This window comes from Bradyrhizobium sp. USDA 4538 (genome assembly GCF_024171045.1).
GTDB lineage: Bacteria > Pseudomonadota > Alphaproteobacteria > Rhizobiales > Xanthobacteraceae > Bradyrhizobium > Bradyrhizobium australafricanum.
In genome coordinates, this window is the sequence record NZ_JALJZE010000001.1 from 4,964,876 (window position 1) to 4,984,396 (window position 19,521).

The window sequence follows — 19,521 nt, forward strand, 5'->3', positions numbered from 1 at the left end:
ATCGGCTAACGCAACTGGTTTGCCTCACCTCCGCGTCGTACGACACGGAGGTATTTTTGCGAATCTGTCCGGGAATGCTGCATTGAACAAACCCGTCGTGAGCAAACAGGCGCTGGGCGAGCCGGTGCCGGTGCCGGAGTTGACGGCCGCGAAGGTCGCCGCCGCTGCGGGACCGGCCTATGTCGTGCTTGCCGGCATCAGCTTCTCGCACTTCCTCAACGACACGATGCAGTCGCTGATCGCTTCGGTCTATCCGATCCTGAAGGACAATTACGCGCTCGACTTCGCGCAGATCGGCATGATCACGCTGGCGTTCCAGTTCACGGCGTCGCTGCTGCAGCCGCTGATCGGGCATTTCACCGACAAGAAGGCGCAGCCGTTCTCGCTTGCGATCGGCATGGGCTTCACCTTTTTCGGTCTGCTGCTGCTCAGCGTTGCGCACACCTATGGGGTCATCCTGATTGCGGCTTCGCTGGTCGGCCTTGGCTCCGCGGTGTTCCACCCGGAATCGTCGCGCATAGCGCGGCTGGCGTCAGGCGGACGTTACGGTTTCGCGCAATCGGTGTTCCAGCTCGGCGGCAGTTTCGGCACCTCGATGGGGCCGGTGCTCGCAGCACTGATCGTGGTGCCGTTCGGTCAGCCCTCGATCGCCTGGTTCTCCTCGATCGCGTTCCTTGCCATCGTGATCCTCTGGCGCATCGGCGTCTGGTACAAACCGCAGATATCGGGCAAGAAGACGGCCGCCAGCGCGCGGCATCCCGACCATCCGGATCAGCGGCGCGTGAAGATCGCGCTCATCGTGCTGGTCGCGCTGCTGTTCTCCAAGCAGCTCTATGTCTCGAGCCTGTCGAGCTATTACATCTTCTATCTGATCGACCGGTTCGGCGTCTCGACGCAGGCGGCGCAGCTCTATCTGTTCGTCTTCCTTGCCGCCAACGCCGCGGGTGCGTTCATCGGCGGTCCGCTCGGCGACCGCTTCGGCCGCAAATACGTGATCTGGTTCTCGATCCTCGGCGCGCTGCCGTTCACGCTGGCGCTGCCCTATGCCGGCCTGTTCGCCAGCGCCGTGCTGACGGTGGTGATCGGTTTGATCATCTCGTCGGCGACGTCGGCGATCATTGTGTTCGCGCAGGAATTGATGCCGCATCGCTTCGGCATGATCTCTGGCGTGTTCTTCGGCGTCGCCTTCGGGATCGGCGGTCTCGGCGCCGCCGTGCTCGGCAAGCTCGCCGACCACACCTCGATCGCCTTCGTCTATCAGCTGTGCGCCTTCCTGCCGGCGATCGGCCTGCTCGCGGTGTTCCTGCCGAGGATGCCGCAGGCCGTGCGCTGAACGCTCGGCCGCGGACGCGACGCCCGCGTTAAGCATTCGCTAACACACCCGGCTCGCGTGCCTTGCGAACGGCGCGGATGCGTCAACGCTTCATTAGCACTTGTGGCGGGATCGCGATGTTTCGTCGCCAACCTGCGTCATTTATGGACCCATAAGCGACAGCCGCAGAGAAAGGTGAGAGAAAATCAACCTTAAAAATTAGGGTTAAGTGCCGCTTAAACATTTCCTGCCATCGTCCGGGCCGTGAGTTTCAGACGTGGGGCTTTCGTGTCGCCTCACTTGGCCCAAAAGGACGAAGCCAATGCGTAGCGTAAAGACCCTGATTGCCGCCGGTGCGGCATCTCTGTTGTCCTCGGCGGCGTTCGCCGCCGACATGCCCATCATGCCGCCACCTCCGATGGCGTATGCTCCTCCGCCGGTCCAGGATTTCGGCGGCTGGTATCTGCGCGGCGACATCGGCATGACCAACACCCAGGCCAAGCTGCACGTCAACGCCTACGACACACTGCCGGCCGGCACCGCCTTCAACCAGTATGGCCACGGCTTCGACGGCGGCGTGCTCTACGGCATCGGCGTCGGCTATCAGTTCAACAGCTGGTTCCGCGCCGACATCACCGGTGAGTATCGCTCGAAGGTGAGCTTCAACGGCACCGATTTCTTCACGTTCCCCGGGCCCAGCCCGCTGAGCGACGCCTATCATGGCGGCATCCAGAGCTGGGTTGGCCTCGTCAACGTCTACGCTGATCTCGGCACCTGGGGCTGTTTGACCCCGTTCATCGGTGCCGGTGTCGGTGCCGCGACGATCAAGACCTCGGCCTTCTCCGACGTCGCGACGTTCCCGAGCGGGTCGGGCCTCACCAGCTCCTTCATCGCCGATGGCGCCACCAAGACCAACTTCGCCTGGGCGCTGCATGCCGGTGTCGCCTACAAGGTCACCAACAACTTCACGGTTGAACTGGCCTATCGCTACCTCGACATGGGCACTGCCGCCCACGGCCAAGGTCACTTCTTCGACGGCACGCCGGCCGGTCCCTCGAGCTTCCAGTACCGCGACATCACCTCGCAGGACGTGAAGCTCGGCGTGCGCTTCAACTTGCCGTGCTGCGACGTGCCGCCGCCGCCTCCGCCGCCGCTGATCCGCAAGGGTTAATTTCGGGCCTTCACGGTTAACGATTGCAACGGCGCGGGACCATCCCGCGCCGTTTTTCTTTGCCGCGTCATGTCGCGAACTTGCCGCGTCATGTCGCGCACTTCTGCAACTTGCGTGCTCGAAAACGGGCGGCGACAACGATTGGTTAAGGTTAACAGGCGATGATCAACGCGAAATCGGTGCGGTGGATGGAGCGTTGCAATGCGTAGGTTGGTGCTGGCGGCGATGATGATTGGAACGGTGACCGGCGCGCAGGCTGCCGACCTGCCGGACTTTCCGATCCTGCGCGGCTCCTATGTCGATGCACCGAGCAGGAGCGGGAACTGGGAAGGATGGTACGTCGGCGGCCAGATCGGCTATTCCTCCGGCGACATCGATTTCAGCCACGCGCCAAGCGCGATGACCTCCTTCATGCTGCGCGAGAGCGTTCTGGCCGACCCGGTTTCGGGTTGGGCCCTGCTGCCGAAGAACCATGCGCAGAGCAACGGGTTCGGCGCGTTCGTCGGCCGCAACTGGCAATGGGACGACGTCGTGCTCGGCGTCGAGGCCAACTACAATTACCTGAACGGCCTCGAAAGTTCGGCGGGCGACTCGATGACGCGGCAGATCGTGAATCCCAAGGGCGAGACTCCTCCGAGCGGGCACACCTACACCTACAACACCACGTTGTCGGGGAGCGCCGCCTTGCAGGTCAAGGATGTCACGACCTTCCGCGGACGCGCCGGATGGGCGGCAGGCAACTTCCTGCCTTACATGTTCGGCGGTGTTGCGGTGGGACGCATGTCCGTGTCGCGTTCGGCGACGGTGTCGTTTGACAAGTACGATGCCTGGGCCGAGACCCAGACGGTCGGCAACAACACCGTTACAATTCAGCATAACGACTACCTGGGCTCAGGCAGCGCCGCCCAGACGGAGCAGCGGGTGAACAACTATGCGGTCGGCTGGACCGCGGGCCTCGGGCTTGAATATTGCGTGGTCGGCGGGTTGTTTCTCCGCGGCGAGTGGGAATATGTGCGCTTCGCGGCGGTCAAGAATATCGCCGTCGACATGAACAGCTTCCGGGTCGGCGCCGGCTACAAGTTCTGATCGCCGCTGCCGTAGCCGGCGACGGTTGACAGACCGGGGAGCGACTGCTGCTCTGTCGCCACACGGTGCGGAGCGCGATCACATGAAAATCTACGGCGACGCCAATTCAGGCAACTGCCTGAAGGTGAAATGGGTGTGCGACAGGCTGGCGCTGCCGTACACATGGGTCGAGATCGACACCATGAAGGGCGGCAGCCGGACCGCGGAATTCCTCAAGCGAAACGGCTGGGGCCAAGTGCCGACGATGGAGCTGGATGACGGCCGCACGCTGGCACAATCCAACGCCATCATCCGCTATCTCGCGCGCGGCAGCGACCTGATCCCGAGCGATCCCTATCGCGCGGCGCAGATGGATGCCTGGATGTTCTGGGAGCAGAACAGCCACGAGCCTTATGTGGCCGTCTGCCGCTTTCAGGCCGTGTATCTCGGCAAGGCCATCTCGGAGATCGATCCGAATCTCATCAAGCGCGGCTATGTCGCGCTCGATCATCTGGAGCGGCATCTTGCGGGGACGCAATTTTTGGTCGGAGACGCGTTCTCGCTCGCCGACGTCTCGCTGCTCGCCTATACCCGTGTCGCGGAGGATGGCGGCCTCGAACTCGCGCGCTATCCCGTGATCCGTCGCTGGATCGCCGATGCCGAGCGCGTGCTCGCGCTGCCGCCGGTCCGCTGACCTCAGGTGAATGCCGCCATGACTGAAGCTTCATCCATCACGATCCGCCGCGCTCGCCGCGAAGACGTCGCCGCCATCGTCGGCATGCTTGCGGACGATCCGCTCGGCAGTGCGCGCGAGCGGATCGAGGATCCGCTGCCGCAAAGCTATTACGAGGCCTTCGCGCGGGTCGAGCGCGATCCCAATTTGCAGCTCGTCGTCGCCGTCGACGGGGACGGCGTCGTCGTCGGCTGTCTGCAACTCGCGGTTCTGCCGGGCATCAGCTCGCAGGCGGCTCGCGCGGCCTGCTCGAGGACGTTCGCGTCGCAAAGCATTGCCGCAGCCGCGGCATCGGCGAGAAGCTCGTGCAGTGGGCGGTCACGGAGGCGCGCGCGAGAGGTTGCATGCTCGTCGAGCTGCTGACGCATCAGACGCGGGTCGATGCGCAGCGCTTCTATGAACGGCTCGGGTTCGCGCGCAGCCATGTCGGGATGACGATTCGCTTTTGAATCGCGTGCAATAAGTTGTGCCATCTACCCGCCAATACCTGCAGCAGCGGATAGTCTGCGATCCGGTTAACAGCCAATAAACTAAGCCGGTCTCCGTGATTTTACGGACCGGAACGAGTCCGGTATGTCGGACGTCTCCCACGGGGCGGCGGGCAACTGGGGATTGGAATGTCGGATTATTCGATCGTGCGGGTCGGCAACGAATACATCGTGCAGGCCGGCGAGAAGCGCATTCTGAAAGTATCGAGCCGGCGCAGGGCAGTTAAGATCATGACTCTGGCGGCAGATTTGCTCGATCAGGAGACGATCCAGCAGGTCGAGGACGCCCCATCAATCAGCCGTGATGCCCGGATTGTTCCAGACGAGTCCGAACTTTCTTGACGTTTGGGTACCTTTCCACTATCCCCGACCGCGGGAAACCTCTCCCCACCGAGAGGCAGCTATCTGGAAGGGTAGATTATGACTGCAGCGAAGCCCGCTTCGCGGCCTGAAGTGCCGCATTTTTCCTCCGGCCCCTGTGCCAAGCGCCCCGGCTGGAACCCCAACAATCTCAAGGACGCCGCCCTCGGCCGCTCGCATCGCGCGAAAGTCGGCAAGGCCAAGCTCAAGCTCGCGATCGAACTGACGCGCGAGGTGCTTGAGGTGCCCGCCGATTACAAGATCGGCATCGTGCCGGCGTCGGACACCGGCGCGGTCGAGATGGCGCTGTGGTCGCTGCTCGGCGCGCGGCCCGTCACCACGCTCGCCTGGGAATCCTTCGGCGAGGGCTGGGTCAGCGATATCGTCAAGGAATTGAAGCTGAAGGACGTCACCAAGCTCAACGCGGCTTATGGTGAAATCCCCGATCTCTCCAAGGTCGATCCGAAGTCGGATATCGTCTTCACATGGAACGGCACCACCTCGGGTGTGCGCGTTCCGAACGCTGACTGGATCAGCGCGGATCGCGAAGGCCTGACGATTTGCGACGCGACCTCGGCCGCCTTCGCGCAGCCGCTCGATTTCGCCAAGCTCGATGTCGTCACCTTCTCCTGGCAGAAGGCGCTCGGCGGTGAAGCTGCGCACGGGATGCTGATCCTGTCGCCGCGCGCGGTGGAACGGCTCGAGACCTACAAGCCGGCCTGGCCGCTGCCGAAGATCTTCCGCCTCACCAAGGGCGGCAAGCTCAACCAGGGAATCTTCGAAGGCGAGACCATCAACACGCCGTCGATGCTCTGCGTCGAGGACTATCTCGATGCGTTGAACTGGGCGAAGTCGATCGGCGGCCTGAAGGCGCTGATCGCCCGCGCCGATGCCAACACCAAGGCGCTCGCCGACTGGAAGGCGAAGACGCCGTGGATCGACTTCCTGGCCAAGGATCCGGCGATCCGCTCCAACACCTCGGTGTGCCTGAAGTTCACCGATCCCGCGATCACCTCGCTTCCATCAGACGCACAGGCCGACTTCTGCAAGAAGCTGGTCGCGCTGGTGGAGAAGGAGAACGCCGGCTTCGACTTCGCGTATTACCGCGATGCGCCGGCGGGTCTGCGGATCTGGTGCGGCGCCACCGTCGAAGCCAAGGATGTCGAGCTGCTGACGCAGTGGATCGACTGGGCGTTTGCCGAGACCAAAGCAGCGTTGCCCAAGGCGGCATAAGTTTTTCTCTTGTCACCTCTTCCCGTTCTTACGGGGAGAGGTCGGATCGCTCGGCAGCGCAATTGCGCGCCTGAGCGATCCGGGTGAGGGGCCCTTTCGGCTTGTTCCTCGCTCGTGGCTGCCCTCACCCCAACCCTCTCCCCGCAAGAGCGGGGAGAGGGAGAAGTGATCAGAGACTTCACCAGATCGGTCCAGGAGACCCGCCCGCGGCAGGGCAAAGGAACAATCGAGATGACAAAACCCAAAGTTCTGATTTCCGACGCGCTGTCTCCCGCCGCCGTCCAGATCTTCAAGGATCGCGGCGTCGAGGTCGACTTCCAGCCCAACCTCGGCAAGGACAAGGAAAAGCTCGCCGAGATCATCGGCAATTACGACGGTCTCGCGATCCGCTCGGCCACCAAGGCGACCGCCAAGCTCATCGAGAAGGCGACCAGGCTCAAGGTGATCGGCCGCGCCGGCATCGGCGTCGACAATGTCGAGATTCCGGCCGCGACCGCCAAGGGCATCATCGTGATGAATACGCCGTTCGGCAATTCGATCACGACCGCCGAGCATGCCATCACCCTGATGCTGGCGCTGGCGCGCGAGATCCCGCAGGCCGACGCCTCGACCCAGGCCGGCAAGTGGGAGAAGAACCGCTTCATGGGCGTCGAGATCACCGCCAAGACCCTCGGCGTGATCGGCTGCGGCAATATCGGCACGATCGTCGCCGACCGCGCGCTCGGCCTGCGCATGAAGGTGATCGCGTTCGATCCGTTCCTGTCGCCGGAGCGCGCCAAGGACATCGGCGTCGAGAAGGTCGAGCTCGACGATCTCTTGAAGCGCGCCGATTTCATCACGCTGCACACGCCGCTGACCGAGAAGACCCGCAACGTGATCGATGCGGCCGCGATCGCCAAGATGAAGAAGGGCGTGCGCATCATCAACTGCGCGCGCGGCGGCCTGGTCGACGAGCAGGCGCTGGTCGACGCGCTGAATTCCAAGCATGTCGCGGGCGCGGCCTTCGACGTGTTCGTCGAGGAGCCGGCGACCTCGAACGTGCTGTTCGGCCATCCCAACGTGATCTGCACCCCGCATCTCGGCGCCTCCACCACCGAAGCGCAGGAAAATGTCGCGCTGCAGGTCGCCGAGCAGATGTCGGACTATCTGTTGTCGGGCGCGATTTCCAACGCGGTCAACTTCCCCTCGATCACCGCGGAAGAGGCGCCGAAGCTGAAGCCGTTCATCGAGCTTGCCGAGAAGCTCGGCTCGTTCGCCGGCCAGCTCACCGAGAGCGGCATCCTCAAGACTGAGATCACCTATGAGGGCCACGTCGCCGAGATGAAGATCAAGGCGATCACCTCGGCGGTGCTGTCGGGCCTGCTGCGGCCGATGCTGGGCGAGGTCAACGTGGTCTCGGCGCCGGTCGTCGCCAAGGAGCGCGGCATGGTGGTGGACGAGGTCGTCCGCGCCGCACAGAGCGACTATGAAAGCCTGATCACGGTCACCGTCACCACCGAGCGTCAGGAGCGTTCGGTATCCGGCACCGTTTACGCCGACGGCAAGCCGCGCCTCGTCGACATCAAGGGCATCCGCGTCGACGCCGAGTTCGGCAAGTCGATGATCTACGTGACCAACGAGGACAAGCCGGGCTTCATCGGCGCGTTCGCGAGCCTCTTGGGTGATGCGAAAATCAATATCGCGACCTTCCATCTCGGCCGCGTCAAGCAAGGCGGCGATGCCATTGCGCTGGTCGAGGTCGACGGCGCGGTGCCGGCGGAGCTGCTCGCCAAGGTACAGACACTGCCGCAGGTGAAGCAGGCCAAGGCGCTGACGTTCTGAGCCGCTGACGTTTCAAAGGCGCTGGCGTTTCAAACGCTGTTTGAGCGGTCCTCGTCATCGCCCGGAACGCCCGGCATGACGGAAGGAAGATACCGCTCAAGCAGTCCATATTCCGATCTGCGGAACATGACGCCGTCTCCGGTCCCGGAGGCGGCGTTTGTCGTTCCGGGGCGTCCGGTATTGCTGTTGCGCCCGCCGAAAAATGTGTACGAACGGGCCACGACGCGCCACAATGACCGTCATCTCAGAGGGAGAAAACAATGCGTGAAGCCGTAATCGTTTCCTACGCGCGCACCGGCCTGGCAAAGTCCGGCCGTGGCGGATTCAACATCACCCCGCCGATGTCGCTCGCCGCGCACGCCATCAAGCACGCGGTCGACCGCGCCGGCGTCGACAAGGAATATGTCGAGGATTGCTATCTCGGCAATTGCGCGCATGGCGCGCCGAACATCGGCCGCCAGGCGGCGCTGCTCGCCGGCCTGCCGAAGTCGACCGCGGGCGTCTCCGTGAACCGCTTCTGCTCGTCGGGCCTGCAGACCATCGCGATGGCCGCCAACTCGATCCGTTCCGACGGCTCCGATTGCATCGTCGCCGGCGGCGTCGAGAGCATCTCGATTCCCGGCGGCGGCTCGCCGAAGGAATCGATCGATCCCGAGCTGCTCAAGACCGCGCCCGACATCTTCATGGCGATGATCGATACCGCCGACATCGTCGCCGAGCGCTACAAGCTCAGCCGCGAATACCAGGACGAGTATTCGCTGGAGTCGCAGCGCCGCATGGCCGCCGCGCAGCAGGCCAACAAGTTCAAGGACGAAATCGTCCCGATGAAGACGAAGATGAAGGTGGTCGACAAGGCGACCAAGGCCGAGTCGATCGTCGACTACGTGGTCGATCGCGACGAGTGCAACCGCCCCGAGACCACGCTGGAGGGCCTCGCCAAGCTCGAGCCGGTCAAGGGCCCGGGCAAGTTCATCACCGCCGGCAATGCCAGCCAGCTCTCCGATGGCGCCGCCGCCGTGGTGCTGATGGAGGCCAAGGACGCCGAGAAGCGCGGCCTCAATCCGCTCGGCCGCTTCGTGGCCTGGGCCTCGGCCGGCTGCGAGCCCGACGAGATGGGCATCGGTCCGGTCTTTGCGGTGCCGAAGCTCCTGAAGCGCCACGGCCTGAAGATCGACGACATCGATCTCTGGGAGCTCAACGAGGCGTTCGCCAGCCAGTGCCTCTATTCGCGCGACCAGCTCGGTATCGATCCCGAGAAGTATAACGTCAATGGCGGCTCGATCGCGATCGGCCATCCCTTCGGCATGACCGGCGCCCGGCTCACCGGCCACCTGCTGCAGGAAGGACGTCGCCGCAAGGCCAAGTGGGGCGTCGTGACCATGTGCATCGGCGGTGGCCAGGGCGGCGCCGGCCTGTTCGAGATCTACAGCTAAGCGCGATCGACACTGATCGTGTGCGAACGAGCGGCCCGGCGGCAACGCCGGGCCGCTTTTCTGTTGGAGCCGGCTAGCTCGCCGCTGAGCCGAGCGCGCGCTCGTCAAACTCGAGCGAGGCAATCAATTCGAGCGTCTGCCGGAGATCGGCGGCCTGCCTTGCGCCGAAGGCGGACTCGAAACGCTCCTGCGCCTTGAGCCATGCGGCCTGTGAGTCCTCGAGCATGGCTTCGCCGCGCTTGGTGAGCCGCACCAGCCGGCTGCGCCGGTCGTTCTTGTCGACGGTGATGGTCAACAGACCGTCGCGCTCGAGCGGCTTGAGGTTGTGGTTGAGCGCGGTGCGGTCGAGCACCAGGGCTGCGGCAAGCTCGCCCATCGTCGGCGCTCCCGACCGCCTGACATAGACCAGAATCGCCCGTTGCGTGCCGCGCAGGCCGGATGCCGCAAGGACCTGATCGTAGAGCTGCGACACTCGCCGCGTCGCCTTACGCAACGCCGTGAGATTACACCGGCTGGGTTCCGTTTTCGCCATCGCTGCCTCCGATAGACTTGACAAATACATGCATATGCACCTAATGGCAATAGATGCATATGCACATATTTTGGAGGGTGTGATGTCGGAGGTAGAGGCGGAGACCATCGATCTGGTCGTCGAACCTGATGCGCGGCCGCGGTCCGGCGTCGCCACCGCAAACCCGCGCCAGGTGCTTGCGATCGTGTCGGTCGGAATTTGCCTCGCCAATCTCGATTTGTTCATCGTCAATGTCGGGCTGCCGAACATCGCGCAGGAATTTCGCGGCGCCTCGCTTGAGGATCTGTCCTGGATCCTCAATGCCTATGCCATTGCCTACGCGGCGTTGCTGGTGTTCTTCGGCCGGCTCGCCGAACGCCACAGCCGCAATCTCAGCTTCCTGCTCGGCGTCGCGCTGTTCACGGCCGCGTCGGCCGCATGTGCGCTGGCGTCCAGTGTCGAGTTCCTGGTCGTCTCCCGCGTGGCGCAGGCGGCCGGTGCGGCATTGATGACGCCGACCTCGATCGGCCTGCTGCTGGCGTCTTTTCCGCCCGAGCAGCGCGCCGGCGCGGTGCGCACCTGGACGGCGATCGGCGGCCTTGCCGCCGCACTGGGCCCGCTCGCGGGAGGCGCGCTGGTCACCTTCGACTGGCGCTGGATCTTCATCGTCAATGTCCCGATCGGCGTCGTCGCGCTGATCATCGGCTGGTTGAAATTGCCCGAAGTGCCCGGTCACAACGTGCCGCGTCCGAGTTCATGGGCGGCGCTGTTGGTGACCTCCGGTATCGGTGCGCTGACATTTGCGATCGTGAAGGCGAACGATTGGGGATGGAGTTCGCGCGGCGTCGTGCTTGGCTTTGCCGTCGCGACCGTCTCGCTCGCCGCCTTCGCTTGGCATTGCCTCAGATCGAGGAATCCCTTCGTCGATCCTGCACTGTTCGCGGTCAGGCCGTTCACCGGCGCGTCGTTGGTGATGGCGCCTTATTCGGCGGCCTTCGGCGCCATGCTGCTGTCCTGCACCTTGTGGGAGCAGACGGTATGGGGCTGGTCGGCGTTGAAGACCGGCCTTGCAATCGCCCCCGGTCCGCTGATGGTGCCGATCACCTCGCTGCTGTTTGCCGGCCGGCTGATTGCGCGGTTTGGCGCCGCGGCCGTCGTCTCCGCCGGAATCCTGCTGTTCGCGGCCGGCCTCGCGATCTGGGCGACGCTGCTCGGGGCCGAACCCAATGCGCCTGCCGTCGTCGCGGGCGTGATGCTGATCGGTATCGGCGTCGGGCTGACCTTTCCGACCCTGATGGGCGTCGGCGCCGGCGCGCTGCCGCCGTCGTCGTTTGCCACCGGCTCCGGCGTCATCAACATGATCCGGCAGGCGGCGCTGGCGATCGGCGTCGCGATCTTCGTCGCGATCCTTGCAACGCCGGTCTCGATGACCGAGCGGATCGCGGCGTTTCAGCGCGGCTGGTGGATCATGATCGCGATCACCTTGGCCGGCTTCGTGCCGAATTATCTGTTCATCCGGCGCAAGGCGGAGCGCTAGCGCCGAAAGACATCGCTGCGCCATGCGGCAGCCGCGGCGGCGCCATCGTCGCGCCGCAGGGAAACCTCAATCGAACCAGTCCCTTCCTCGCTGCGTCTCACCACGAGAAACGGCGCGCAGTCGAGCCCGGCGCGCCGTTCGTCTCGCGCGCGATGCGGCGTTTTTTTCCGGAGGGATGTCATGTGTAGGATTGCGAATTATCTTGTGACCACCAGCCTGGTGCTGGCGGGTGCGCTGGTTGCCGGGCCGCTGCAAGCGGCCAATCTCGATGCGGCCTCGCAGGTCGATGCCGTGACCGTCTATCCCGATGGCGCGAGCGTCACCCGCGTCATCACGCTGGATCTGCCTGCCGGCGACAACACCCTCATCGCCAGGGATTTCCCGATCGGGCTCGATCCGTCCTCGCTGCGGGTCGAAGGCGAGGGCGAAGCGAAGCTCACGATAGGCGCGATCGACACCAAGCTGCCGGGGCCGCTGCTGCCGCAAAATCTCTCCGAGATCGACAAGCGCATCGAGGCGCTTGACGATCAGCGCGCCGATTTGCAGGGACTGATCAGCGCGGCCGAGGCGCGGCGCAAATTTGCCGAGCGGTTTGCCGAGGCGTCACCCGCGGGCCTCGGCGAAAAGGGCGAGGCGCGTCCGCTGAGCGAGTGGCGCGCGGCGTTCTCGGCGGTGGCCGACGAGGTCGCAACCGCCGACAGCGCGATCCGTGACGCCGAGCGCAAGATCCGCGTGATCGACCGCGATCTTGCGCAGATCGCAGCCGATCGCACCAGCAAGCCGCCGAGCAAGGTCGAGGTGCGGATCGATGTCGCCTCGCAAGCGGCGACCAAGGTGACCTTGCGGGTCACCTATGCGGTTCCCAACGCCCGCTGGACGGCGCTCTATGACGCCCGGCTCGACACCGGCGCCAAAGACCGCAAGCCCGCGATCGAACTGGTCCGTCGTGCCGAGATCACCCAGTCGACCGGCGAGGACTGGTCGAACGTGGCGCTCGTCGTCTCCACCGTGCGGGTCGCGCGCGGCGGCAATGCGCCCGACCTCCGCTCGCTGATCGTGCAATATCCGCAGCCGCCGCGACCGCTGGCGAAGCTTTCGGGAGAGGCCAGCATGCGGGCGCGCGAGGCGCTGGCACCCGCGCCGGCCGCCGACGCGGTTCAGCAATTCCGCTTTGGTGGGGGGCGCATGGACGAACTGGAAGCCACCGCCGAGGTCGGCGCCTTCCAGGCCACCTTCAAGATTCCCGGCCGCGTCAGCGTTGCCGCCAATGAGGGCGCCAAGAGCCTGCGCATCTCGACGGCGACGATCACCCCTGATCTCGCGGTTCGCGCCGTTCCGGTGATCGACCCGACCGCGTTCCTGGAAGCGAGCTTCGTGCAGGCCGACGATGCGCCGTTGCTGCCGGGGCAAATCTCGATCTACCGCGACGGTATCTTTGTCGGCCGCAGCCGGATGGCCACGGCCGCCAAGGACGAGACCGTGCGGCTCGGCTTCGGCGCCGACGACAAGGTCAAGATCGAACGCACGGTGGTGAAGCGCAACGAGGGCTCCGCCGGCCTGATCGTGACCACGTCGAAGACCGACGAGCGCGCCTTCAAGACCACGGTGCGCAACGGCCACGACTTCCCGATCAAGGTCGCGGTCCAGGATCAGCTCCCGGTCAGCGAGAACGACGATATCGTGGTGGAGATGCTGCCGTCGTCGACGCCGGCGACGACCACCAATCTGCGCGACAAGCGCGGCGTGCTGGAATGGGCGTTCGAGGCCAAGGCCGGCGAAGTCCGTGACATCAATTTCGCCTGGCGGATGCGCTGGCCCAAGGACAAGGGCGTCGTGATGGTGCCGGCGGGCTAGAGCCCGTGCCGGGGCTGTAGCGTTGTTGCTTGACGCGTTTTCTTCACACGAACCGGAACCCACTTCGCTTGAAAACGCTTTGAGGACCTGCGTCATCTGCCGATGACAACCCTCCCGATCTCGGGCATCACTTTGCCAAAGGCAACAAAGCCTGAGATCGGGAGGATCCATGAGCTACCAGCACATCATCGTCGATGATCCGCGTCCGCGCGTCCGCCGCATCACGCTGAACCGCCCCGAAAAGCGCAACGCGCTGAACAATCGCCTGCGCGGCGAGATCTTCGAGGTGCTGGAGCAGGCCGACCGCGATCCCGAAATTTCGATCTCGATCCTGCGTGGCGCGGGACCCTGCTTCTCGGCGGGCTACGATCTCTCCGCCGACAACCGCGTCGACCAGCCCTATCACTCGGCATCCGGGCCCGGCCAGTGGTCGCGCCATGTCGTCGAGGGCTGGTTCTCGATCTGGGATCTCGCAAAGCCCGTGATCGCGCAGGTGCACGGCTATTGCCTCGCCGGCGGCACCGAGCTCGCGACCGCCTGCGACGTGGTCTACGTCGCCGACGACGCCCAGATCGGCTATCCGCCGGTGCGGCTGATGAGCCCGCCCGACATGCAGTATCACCCGTGGCTGGTCGGCATGCGTCGCGCGATGGAATTGATGTTGACGGGCGACGCGATGTCGGGCCGCGAGGCCGCCGAATGGGGCTATGCGACCCGGTCGTTTCCGCTCGCCGAGTTGGAGGCGAAGACGCTGGATTTCGCCGAGCGCGCGGCCAAGGTGCCGATCGAGCTGCAGCAGCTCAACAAGCGCAGCGTCCACCGCGCGATGGAAATCATGGGCGCCCGCGCCGCGATGCGGGCCGGCACCGAGATCCAGGCGCTGGCCTTCACGACCGAGGCCAGCAAGGCCTACATGGCGGGCTTCCGCCGCGACGGCGGCAGCGTGAAGGCCCAGCTCGACCAGCGCGACACGACGTTCGGAGATTACCGGACGAAGAAGGAGTGACGATCACGCAAGCCGCGCGCTGAGCTGTATCGCCGTCAGCCTGAGGAGGCCGCAAAGCGGCCGTCTCGAAGGGCGGCGGCCCGGCTGTCTCCATGCGGCTGCATCGGGGCCGTGCATCCTTCGAGGCTCGCCCAGCGGCGCGATTGCGCCGCTGGCTCGCACCTCCAGCGACAAAGGCGAAGCCTTTGCGCGGGGATGACGGAATGGCCGTCGTGCCGGGATGAGCATCACGCTATCCGCATATTCGCTGTCATGTCCCGCCTTGAGCGGGGCATCCAGTACGCCGCGGCTTGTCCGTTGAGCTCGGGCGCCTCTGGAATACTAGGTCGCCCGGTCGAGCCGGGCGACGACACTGTTGTGGGTGGCGAGCACCGCCTCACTTCGCCTTCAGGAAGTCGCCGACCTCGAGCAGTACGAACTCGTCGTCATCGGCCTTGTTCGGGTCGCGGCTCGAGGAGAACGGCAGGTTGTTGTCGTTGCCGACGATGATGTGGGTCTCGTCGACCCGGTCGACATTCTCGATGGTGAAGAACGGGAAGGTGTAGACGCCGTCGTTGAGCGGCTTGCGGGCCTTCTTGTTGGGATCGCGGATCTTCATCAGGTCGATATAGGCGATCTTGCGCACGGGCTTGCCGACATTGGCGTCGGACAGCTCGATCTTGTAGACGCGCTTGAACTTGGCGAGGTCAGGGAAACAGTTCTCGCCGCGCTGGCCTTGCGGGCAGGCCTTGTCGGCGGTGCCTTCGCCATTGTCGCGTTCGATGACGAGGCCCTGGGCCGGATCGATCATGTTGAAGTCGCCGATCGCATTGCCGTTCTGCTCGAACACATACAGCCAGTAGCGTCCGGTGAACTTCTCCGCCGCGACGTCGAATTCCAGGATGCGTGAGGCCTCCTTGCCGTCGACCTTCTCCCAATCCTTCTTGTCGGCATCCCACAGCGGCCCCTCGAGCAGGCCGTAAAGGAACTTGCCGTCCTTGGAGGAAGCAAAACCTTCATAGCCCTTGGAGCGGCGCAGGTTGACGTTGGTGTAGCTGGCGCCGGGCGCGCCGGGCGACTGCACCGCCCAGTGATCCGGCGAACGCACCGGCTTGCCGTCGGCGACGGTCTCGAACACGGCGAGGATCTTGCCGGTCTTGTCGGCCTTGAGGATGTAGGGCCCGAATTCATCGCCGATCCAGAAAATGTCGTTGATGATCTGGAAGCCCTCGGTGTCGAAATCGGCACCGGTCAAATAGCGCTTGGCGGTGTCCTCGTGGACGATGCGGAACGGCACCTTCCTGTCGGGATCGTGCAGGAACACGGTCTCCTGACGCTCGATCTTGCCGCTCGCCCAGTCGATCTTGTGCCGGTTCAGGTACAGCATCGAGTCCGCCGAGTTGTAGCGCGAGCCCATGCCGTTGTCGGTGATCACCCAGAACGAGCCGTCGGGCATCACCTTGATGCCGGAATGGCCCTGCAGCGGCTGGCCCTTGAACGGCAGCGACACGCCGGTCGGCCGCTCGTACGATTTGCCCATCACGGTGCCGATGGCGTCGACGCGCTTGCCGGTGGTGTATTTGCCCGAGGTCTTCAGATCATCAGGGGCGTCGGCGGGCGCGTCGATGAAGCTCTCCGCCGGCATCACGGCGTGTCCCGCCAGCGTCGCCGGGAATTCGCCCTCACCCTGCGCGAATGCCGATGTGGCGAGCAGGATCGAGGCGACGGAGCAGAGCAGGGACAGGCGCATGGTTGATCTCCCAAAGGATAAACGATGCGGTGTTCTCCGAGCCGCCTGTTACAGCCACCTGACAGTTTTGTGAACCGCGGATGTTGCGGCGGGATAAGGCTTGCGGCGTTACGTCGCCTTGCCCGCCGGCTGCATCGTCTGCGGCAGCAGGAACGGCACGCCACCTCCGGTATAGGCGATCGCAGCGTCGATCTCGAAGATCTCGCGCAGCGTCTCGGCCTTCATCGCCGCCGTACGGTCGCCGTCGACGGCAAGCCGGCCGCGGTGCAGCAGCAGGATGCGGTCGGCGAACCGCATCGCGAGGTTGAGGTCGTGCAGGATCGCGATCACCGCGGTGCCGCGGGCGGCGCGCCGCCGGGCCGTTTCGACCAGGTCGATCTGGTGCCGCAGATCGAGGCTCGAGGTCGGCTCGTCCAGCAGCAACAGTCCCGGTCCATGCAGCGCTTCGCCGCAGGCGAGCTGCACCAGCACGCGGGCGAAATGCGCCCGCTGCTGCTCGCCGCCGGACAGTGTCGGCAATTGCCTGAAACGGAAACGCGCGAGCCCGACCTCGTCGAGCGCCGCCTCAACCAGCGCCCGCGCCACGGCACGCGGGCTTTCGCCGGCGCCCATGCTGACGATTTCCTCGACGGTGAACGGGAAGGTGACGCTGACGTGCTGCGACAGCATCGCGCGGTGCTGCGCCAGCGCGCGTGGTCCGTAAGTTTGCAGGTCGCGCTGCCTCAGCCTGATCGCCCCGCGCGACGGACGCAGGTCGCCCGACAGCATCCGCAGCAGAGTCGATTTGCCGGCGCCGTTGGGACCGACGATCGCGACCATCTCGCCGGCGCCGATCTGCAGCGACACCGCATCGACCAGATCAGTGCCGCCGACCGTCATCGATACCGACTGTGCTTCGAGCAGGGCCGTCATAGCGACACCAGCCCGCGCTGCCGCAGCAGCATGGCGAGGAAGAACGGCGCGCCGATCGCTGCCGTCAGGATGCCGATCGGCATTTCCGCAGGTGCCACGATGGTGCGCGCCACGGTGTCGGCGCCGACCAGGAGGATGGCACCGAGCAGTGCGGACGCCGGCAGCAGGAGCCGATGCGCGGGCCCGATCACCAGCCGCAACAGATGCGGCACCACGATGCCGACGAAGCCGACCACGCCGCAGACCGAGACCGCGACGCCGGTCATCGCCGACACCAGCACGATCGAGATCCGCTTCAGCCGTTCGACGTCGACGCCGCTGTGGAACGCCTCGGCCTCGCCGAGCACCAGCACGTCGAGCCCGCGCGCGATCGAGAGGCAGGCGACCAGCGCGACCGCCAGCACCGGCGCCAGCGCCGTGAGCTTGCTCCAGGTCGCACCGCTGAGCGAGCCGAGCAGCCAGAAGGTGATGTCGCGAAGCTGGCGATCGTCGGCGACGAACACCAGAAGGCCGATGCCGGCATTGGCGATCGCGGCGATCGCAAGCCCGGCCAGCAGGAAGATCGCAATCGATGTCCGGCCGCCGCGGCTGGCGATGCCGTAAAGCACGATGGTCGTGATCAGCGAGCCGGCAAAGGCCGCGATCGGCAGCAGCTGGTGTTGCAGGAAGCGCAGGCTTTCGCCGAGATGGCTGTCAGTGAACACGATCGCCGCCGCCGCGGCAAACGCGCCGCCGGAGGAGACGCCGACAAGCGCGGGGTCGGCGAGGGGATTGCGGAACAGGCCCTGCATGATCGAGCCTGATAAGGCAAGGAGTCCGCCGACCATCGCCGCCGCTGCGATCCGCGGGATGCGGATCGACCACACCACGAGCTGGTCGCGTGCGAGCAGCGGGTTGGCGACACGATCAGCCCATAGCCCGAGCGCTGCCGGAAGCCGCGCCATTGGAATGCCGGCGGCCCCGACCGTCAGGGCGACCAGGGCGGTGCCTGCGAGCGCCGCAAGCAGGCAGAGCAGGGTGAGTGTCGCGGCCGGCCGCAGCGACATGCCGGCGCGCCGTCGTTTCGCACGCCGGCGGCGTTCGGCCAGCACGCTCATTGCCGGCAATTCGCGGTCAGCGCTGCCGGCCTGAAGTTATCGGCCTCCGGCGCCAGCGCCGGATAAAGCTTGACCGAGAGGTCGCGTGCCGCGGCCGCGGTCCGCGGCCCGAAGCCGAGCAGATAAAGGCCTTCCATCGAGATGAAGGCCTTGTTGGCCGCGACCGGCGTCAGCGCGAAGGCCGGATGCGCGAACACGGCCTCCGACGTCAGCGAGTCCTTGCCGCGATCGATCGACAGCACGACATCCGGTTTCGCCGCCACGATGGCCTCGTCATTGACCGGCTTGTAGCCGTCGTAACCGTCGATGGCGTTGACGCCGCCGGCAAGCCGGATGATCTCGTCGGCCGCGGTCTTGTGGCCCGCCGCCATCGCCCGGCCGTTCAACAGCGACATCACGAACATCACGCGCACCGGCTTGGTCACCCGAGCACGCAGCGCGCGCAGTTGCGCGAGATCGCTCTCCACCGCCGTGGTCAGGCAGGCGGCGCGCGGATCGGCGCCCATGGCGTGGCCTACCAGTCTGATCTTCTCGACCAGCCCGGCCTCCGAGAACGTCTCCGGCACCAGCACCAGCGGCACCTTGGCCGCCTCGAGCACGTCCATGGTCTCCTTCGGTCCTGAGCCCTGCACCGCGAGCACCAGCGACGGGTGCAGGCCAAGCACGCCCTCCGGCGACAGCTGGCGCATGTAGCCGACGTCGGGCTTCTCGCGCAGCGCAGCCGGCGGGTAGAGGCTGGTCGCATCGACGCCGGCGATGCGGTCCTCGAAGCCGAGGGCATAGAGGATCTCGGTGATCGCGCCGCCGATCGAGACGATCCGCGACGGATTGTCGATCACGACGTCGCGGTCGCGTGCGTCATGCACGGTGATGCCCTCGGCCGTCGCGGCTTCGATCGGCAGCAGACAGGAGAAGGCGAGCAAAGCGAGCGTGCGACAAATTGTCATCGGGGCCGTCACTTGGTCAGGATCAGCTTGTTCTGCGAGGTCAGCCGCAACCGGTAATGCTCTTCGCCGTGCATGATGATGATCTCGCGCTCCGCCGCGAACAGGTCGCGGCTGTCGAGACGATTACCGCGCATGATCAGCGTTTTGGCCGCGCCGGATGCAGGCTCGGTCTGCTTTCCGGCTGCGCCGATATTGTCTCCGGAAGCTGCGGACATATTGTGGTGCTGCGCCTGCGAAAATTTTCAAATGGTGTTTGCTTGTATAAGCGGGCGAAGGCGCATTCCAACGGCCGCACTTTACAATCGATATAAA

The 19,521-nt window shown here is 65.1% G+C and carries 17 protein-coding genes and 1 pseudogene; 12 read left to right on the forward strand and 6 right to left on the reverse strand.

Annotated elements, in window-relative coordinates:
• Positions 1 to 82: 82 nt before the first annotated feature.
• The 9 genes and pseudogenes from J2R78_RS22460 (at position 83) to J2R78_RS22500 (ending at position 9,616) form a co-directional block, all read left to right on the forward strand.
• The gene (locus J2R78_RS22460) at positions 83 to 1,333 is read left to right on the forward strand and encodes an MFS transporter (RefSeq protein WP_253606883.1); all 1,251 of its coding nucleotides are present in this window, start codon (positions 83 to 85) and stop codon (positions 1,331 to 1,333) included.
• Between the two features lie 301 nt (positions 1,334 to 1,634).
• Positions 1,635 to 2,483, forward strand: a complete 849-nt coding sequence (locus J2R78_RS22465) for an outer membrane protein (RefSeq protein WP_176937006.1) — start codon at positions 1,635 to 1,637, stop codon at positions 2,481 to 2,483.
• A 201-nt stretch (positions 2,484 to 2,684) separates the two neighbouring features.
• The gene (locus tag J2R78_RS22470) at positions 2,685 to 3,569 is read left to right on the forward strand and encodes an outer membrane protein (protein WP_229190707.1); all 885 of its coding nucleotides are present in this window, start codon (positions 2,685 to 2,687) and stop codon (positions 3,567 to 3,569) included.
• 82 nt (positions 3,570 to 3,651) lie between these two features.
• A complete protein-coding gene (locus J2R78_RS22475) occupies positions 3,652 to 4,242 on the forward strand; it encodes a glutathione S-transferase family protein (protein ID WP_057017935.1) in 591 nt (196 codons plus the stop codon).
• 18 nt (positions 4,243 to 4,260) lie between these two features.
• Positions 4,261 to 4,730, forward strand: a pseudogene (locus J2R78_RS22480) (GNAT family N-acetyltransferase).
• 168 nt (positions 4,731 to 4,898) lie between these two features.
• Positions 4,899 to 5,111: a hypothetical protein gene (locus J2R78_RS22485; RefSeq protein ID WP_050382779.1), complete on the forward strand. Its 213-nt coding sequence runs from the start codon at positions 4,899 to 4,901 to the stop codon at positions 5,109 to 5,111.
• Positions 5,112 to 5,189: 78 nt separating this feature from the next.
• Positions 5,190 to 6,362 (forward strand): phosphoserine transaminase, encoded by a 1,173-nt coding sequence (locus tag J2R78_RS22490; RefSeq protein ID WP_057017938.1) that lies wholly within the window; start codon positions 5,190 to 5,192, stop codon positions 6,360 to 6,362.
• Positions 6,363 to 6,593: 231 nt separating this feature from the next.
• Positions 6,594 to 8,183: a phosphoglycerate dehydrogenase gene (gene serA / locus J2R78_RS22495; RefSeq protein ID WP_028333510.1), complete on the forward strand. Its 1,590-nt coding sequence runs from the start codon at positions 6,594 to 6,596 to the stop codon at positions 8,181 to 8,183.
• Positions 8,184 to 8,443: 260 nt separating this feature from the next.
• On the forward strand, positions 8,444 to 9,616 hold the full coding sequence (locus J2R78_RS22500; RefSeq protein WP_050382770.1) for an acetyl-CoA C-acyltransferase: 1,173 nt from the start codon (positions 8,444 to 8,446) through the stop codon (positions 9,614 to 9,616).
• Positions 9,617 to 9,689: 73 nt separating this feature from the next.
• Here the strand turns inward: J2R78_RS22500 and J2R78_RS22505 are convergent, their stop codons facing one another.
• On the reverse strand, positions 9,690 to 10,148 hold the full coding sequence (locus J2R78_RS22505; RefSeq protein WP_253606884.1) for a MarR family winged helix-turn-helix transcriptional regulator: 459 nt from the start codon (positions 10,146 to 10,148) through the stop codon (positions 9,690 to 9,692).
• A gap of 82 nt (positions 10,149 to 10,230) precedes the next feature.
• Here J2R78_RS22505 and J2R78_RS22510 point away from each other — a divergent pair, with 82 nt between their 5' ends.
• From J2R78_RS22510 to J2R78_RS22520, 3 genes are all read left to right on the forward strand, one after another.
• Positions 10,231 to 11,664: an MFS transporter gene (locus tag J2R78_RS22510; protein ID WP_253606885.1), complete on the forward strand. Its 1,434-nt coding sequence runs from the start codon at positions 10,231 to 10,233 to the stop codon at positions 11,662 to 11,664.
• Positions 11,665 to 11,844: 180 nt separating this feature from the next.
• Positions 11,845 to 13,518: a mucoidy inhibitor MuiA family protein gene (locus J2R78_RS22515; RefSeq protein WP_253606886.1), complete on the forward strand. Its 1,674-nt coding sequence runs from the start codon at positions 11,845 to 11,847 to the stop codon at positions 13,516 to 13,518.
• 169 nt (positions 13,519 to 13,687) lie between these two features.
• Positions 13,688 to 14,524: an enoyl-CoA hydratase-related protein gene (locus J2R78_RS22520; RefSeq protein WP_253606887.1), complete on the forward strand. Its 837-nt coding sequence runs from the start codon at positions 13,688 to 13,690 to the stop codon at positions 14,522 to 14,524.
• Between the two features lie 376 nt (positions 14,525 to 14,900).
• On the opposite strand, the gene J2R78_RS22525 is transcribed toward J2R78_RS22520, so the two are convergent.
• The 5 genes from J2R78_RS22525 to hemP form a co-directional block, all read right to left on the reverse strand.
• The gene (locus J2R78_RS22525; protein WP_253606888.1) at positions 14,901 to 16,253 is read right to left on the reverse strand and encodes an esterase-like activity of phytase family protein; all 1,353 of its coding nucleotides are present in this window, start codon (positions 16,251 to 16,253) and stop codon (positions 14,901 to 14,903) included.
• Positions 16,254 to 16,361: 108 nt separating this feature from the next.
• Positions 16,362 to 17,165 carry a heme ABC transporter ATP-binding protein gene (locus J2R78_RS22530; protein ID WP_253606889.1) on the reverse strand — a complete coding sequence of 268 codons (804 nt, stop codon included), beginning with the start codon at positions 17,163 to 17,165 and terminating at the stop codon, positions 16,362 to 16,364.
• Positions 17,162 to 18,262 (reverse strand): iron ABC transporter permease, encoded by a 1,101-nt coding sequence (locus J2R78_RS22535; protein ID WP_253606890.1) that lies wholly within the window; start codon positions 18,260 to 18,262, stop codon positions 17,162 to 17,164. The genes J2R78_RS22530 and J2R78_RS22535 overlap by 4 nt, the downstream gene beginning before the upstream one ends.
• Positions 18,259 to 19,209: a hemin ABC transporter substrate-binding protein gene (locus tag J2R78_RS22540; protein WP_253606891.1), complete on the reverse strand. Its 951-nt coding sequence runs from the start codon at positions 19,207 to 19,209 to the stop codon at positions 18,259 to 18,261. Before J2R78_RS22540 ends, J2R78_RS22535 begins: the two co-directional genes overlap by 4 nt.
• An 8-nt stretch (positions 19,210 to 19,217) precedes the next feature.
• Positions 19,218 to 19,424 (reverse strand): hemin uptake protein HemP, encoded by a 207-nt coding sequence (hemP, locus tag J2R78_RS22545; protein WP_016840569.1) that lies wholly within the window; start codon positions 19,422 to 19,424, stop codon positions 19,218 to 19,220.
• Positions 19,425 to 19,521: the final 97 nt, after the last annotated feature.

Excerpts from the sequence above, each read along its gene's own strand:
- J2R78_RS22465 (WP_176937006.1), top strand. The coding sequence starts at position 1,635 with ATGCGTAGCGTAAAGACCCTGATTGCCGCCGGTGCGGCATCTCTGTTG.
- J2R78_RS22470 (WP_229190707.1), top strand. The coding sequence starts at position 2,685 with ATGCGTAGGTTGGTGCTGGCGGCGATGATGATTGGAACGGTGACCGGC.
- J2R78_RS22475 (WP_057017935.1), top strand. The coding sequence starts at position 3,652 with ATGAAAATCTACGGCGACGCCAATTCAGGCAACTGCCTGAAGGTGAAA.
- J2R78_RS22485 (WP_050382779.1), top strand. The coding sequence starts at position 4,899 with ATGTCGGATTATTCGATCGTGCGGGTCGGCAACGAATACATCGTGCAG.
- J2R78_RS22490 (WP_057017938.1), top strand. The coding sequence starts at position 5,190 with ATGACTGCAGCGAAGCCCGCTTCGCGGCCTGAAGTGCCGCATTTTTCC.
- serA (WP_028333510.1), top strand. The coding sequence starts at position 6,594 with ATGACAAAACCCAAAGTTCTGATTTCCGACGCGCTGTCTCCCGCCGCC.
- J2R78_RS22500 (WP_050382770.1), top strand. The coding sequence starts at position 8,444 with ATGCGTGAAGCCGTAATCGTTTCCTACGCGCGCACCGGCCTGGCAAAG.
- J2R78_RS22505 (WP_253606884.1), bottom strand. The coding sequence starts at position 10,148 with ATGGCGAAAACGGAACCCAGCCGGTGTAATCTCACGGCGTTGCGTAAG.
- J2R78_RS22510 (WP_253606885.1), top strand. The coding sequence starts at position 10,231 with ATGTCGGAGGTAGAGGCGGAGACCATCGATCTGGTCGTCGAACCTGAT.
- J2R78_RS22515 (WP_253606886.1), top strand. The coding sequence starts at position 11,845 with ATGTGTAGGATTGCGAATTATCTTGTGACCACCAGCCTGGTGCTGGCG.
- J2R78_RS22520 (WP_253606887.1), top strand. The coding sequence starts at position 13,688 with ATGAGCTACCAGCACATCATCGTCGATGATCCGCGTCCGCGCGTCCGC.
- J2R78_RS22525 (WP_253606888.1), bottom strand. The coding sequence starts at position 16,253 with ATGCGCCTGTCCCTGCTCTGCTCCGTCGCCTCGATCCTGCTCGCCACA.
- J2R78_RS22530 (WP_253606889.1), bottom strand. The coding sequence starts at position 17,165 with ATGACGGCCCTGCTCGAAGCACAGTCGGTATCGATGACGGTCGGCGGC.
- J2R78_RS22535 (WP_253606890.1), bottom strand. The coding sequence starts at position 18,262 with ATGAGCGTGCTGGCCGAACGCCGCCGGCGTGCGAAACGACGGCGCGCC.
- J2R78_RS22540 (WP_253606891.1), bottom strand. The coding sequence starts at position 19,209 with ATGACAATTTGTCGCACGCTCGCTTTGCTCGCCTTCTCCTGTCTGCTG.
- hemP (WP_016840569.1), bottom strand. The coding sequence starts at position 19,424 with ATGTCCGCAGCTTCCGGAGACAATATCGGCGCAGCCGGAAAGCAGACC.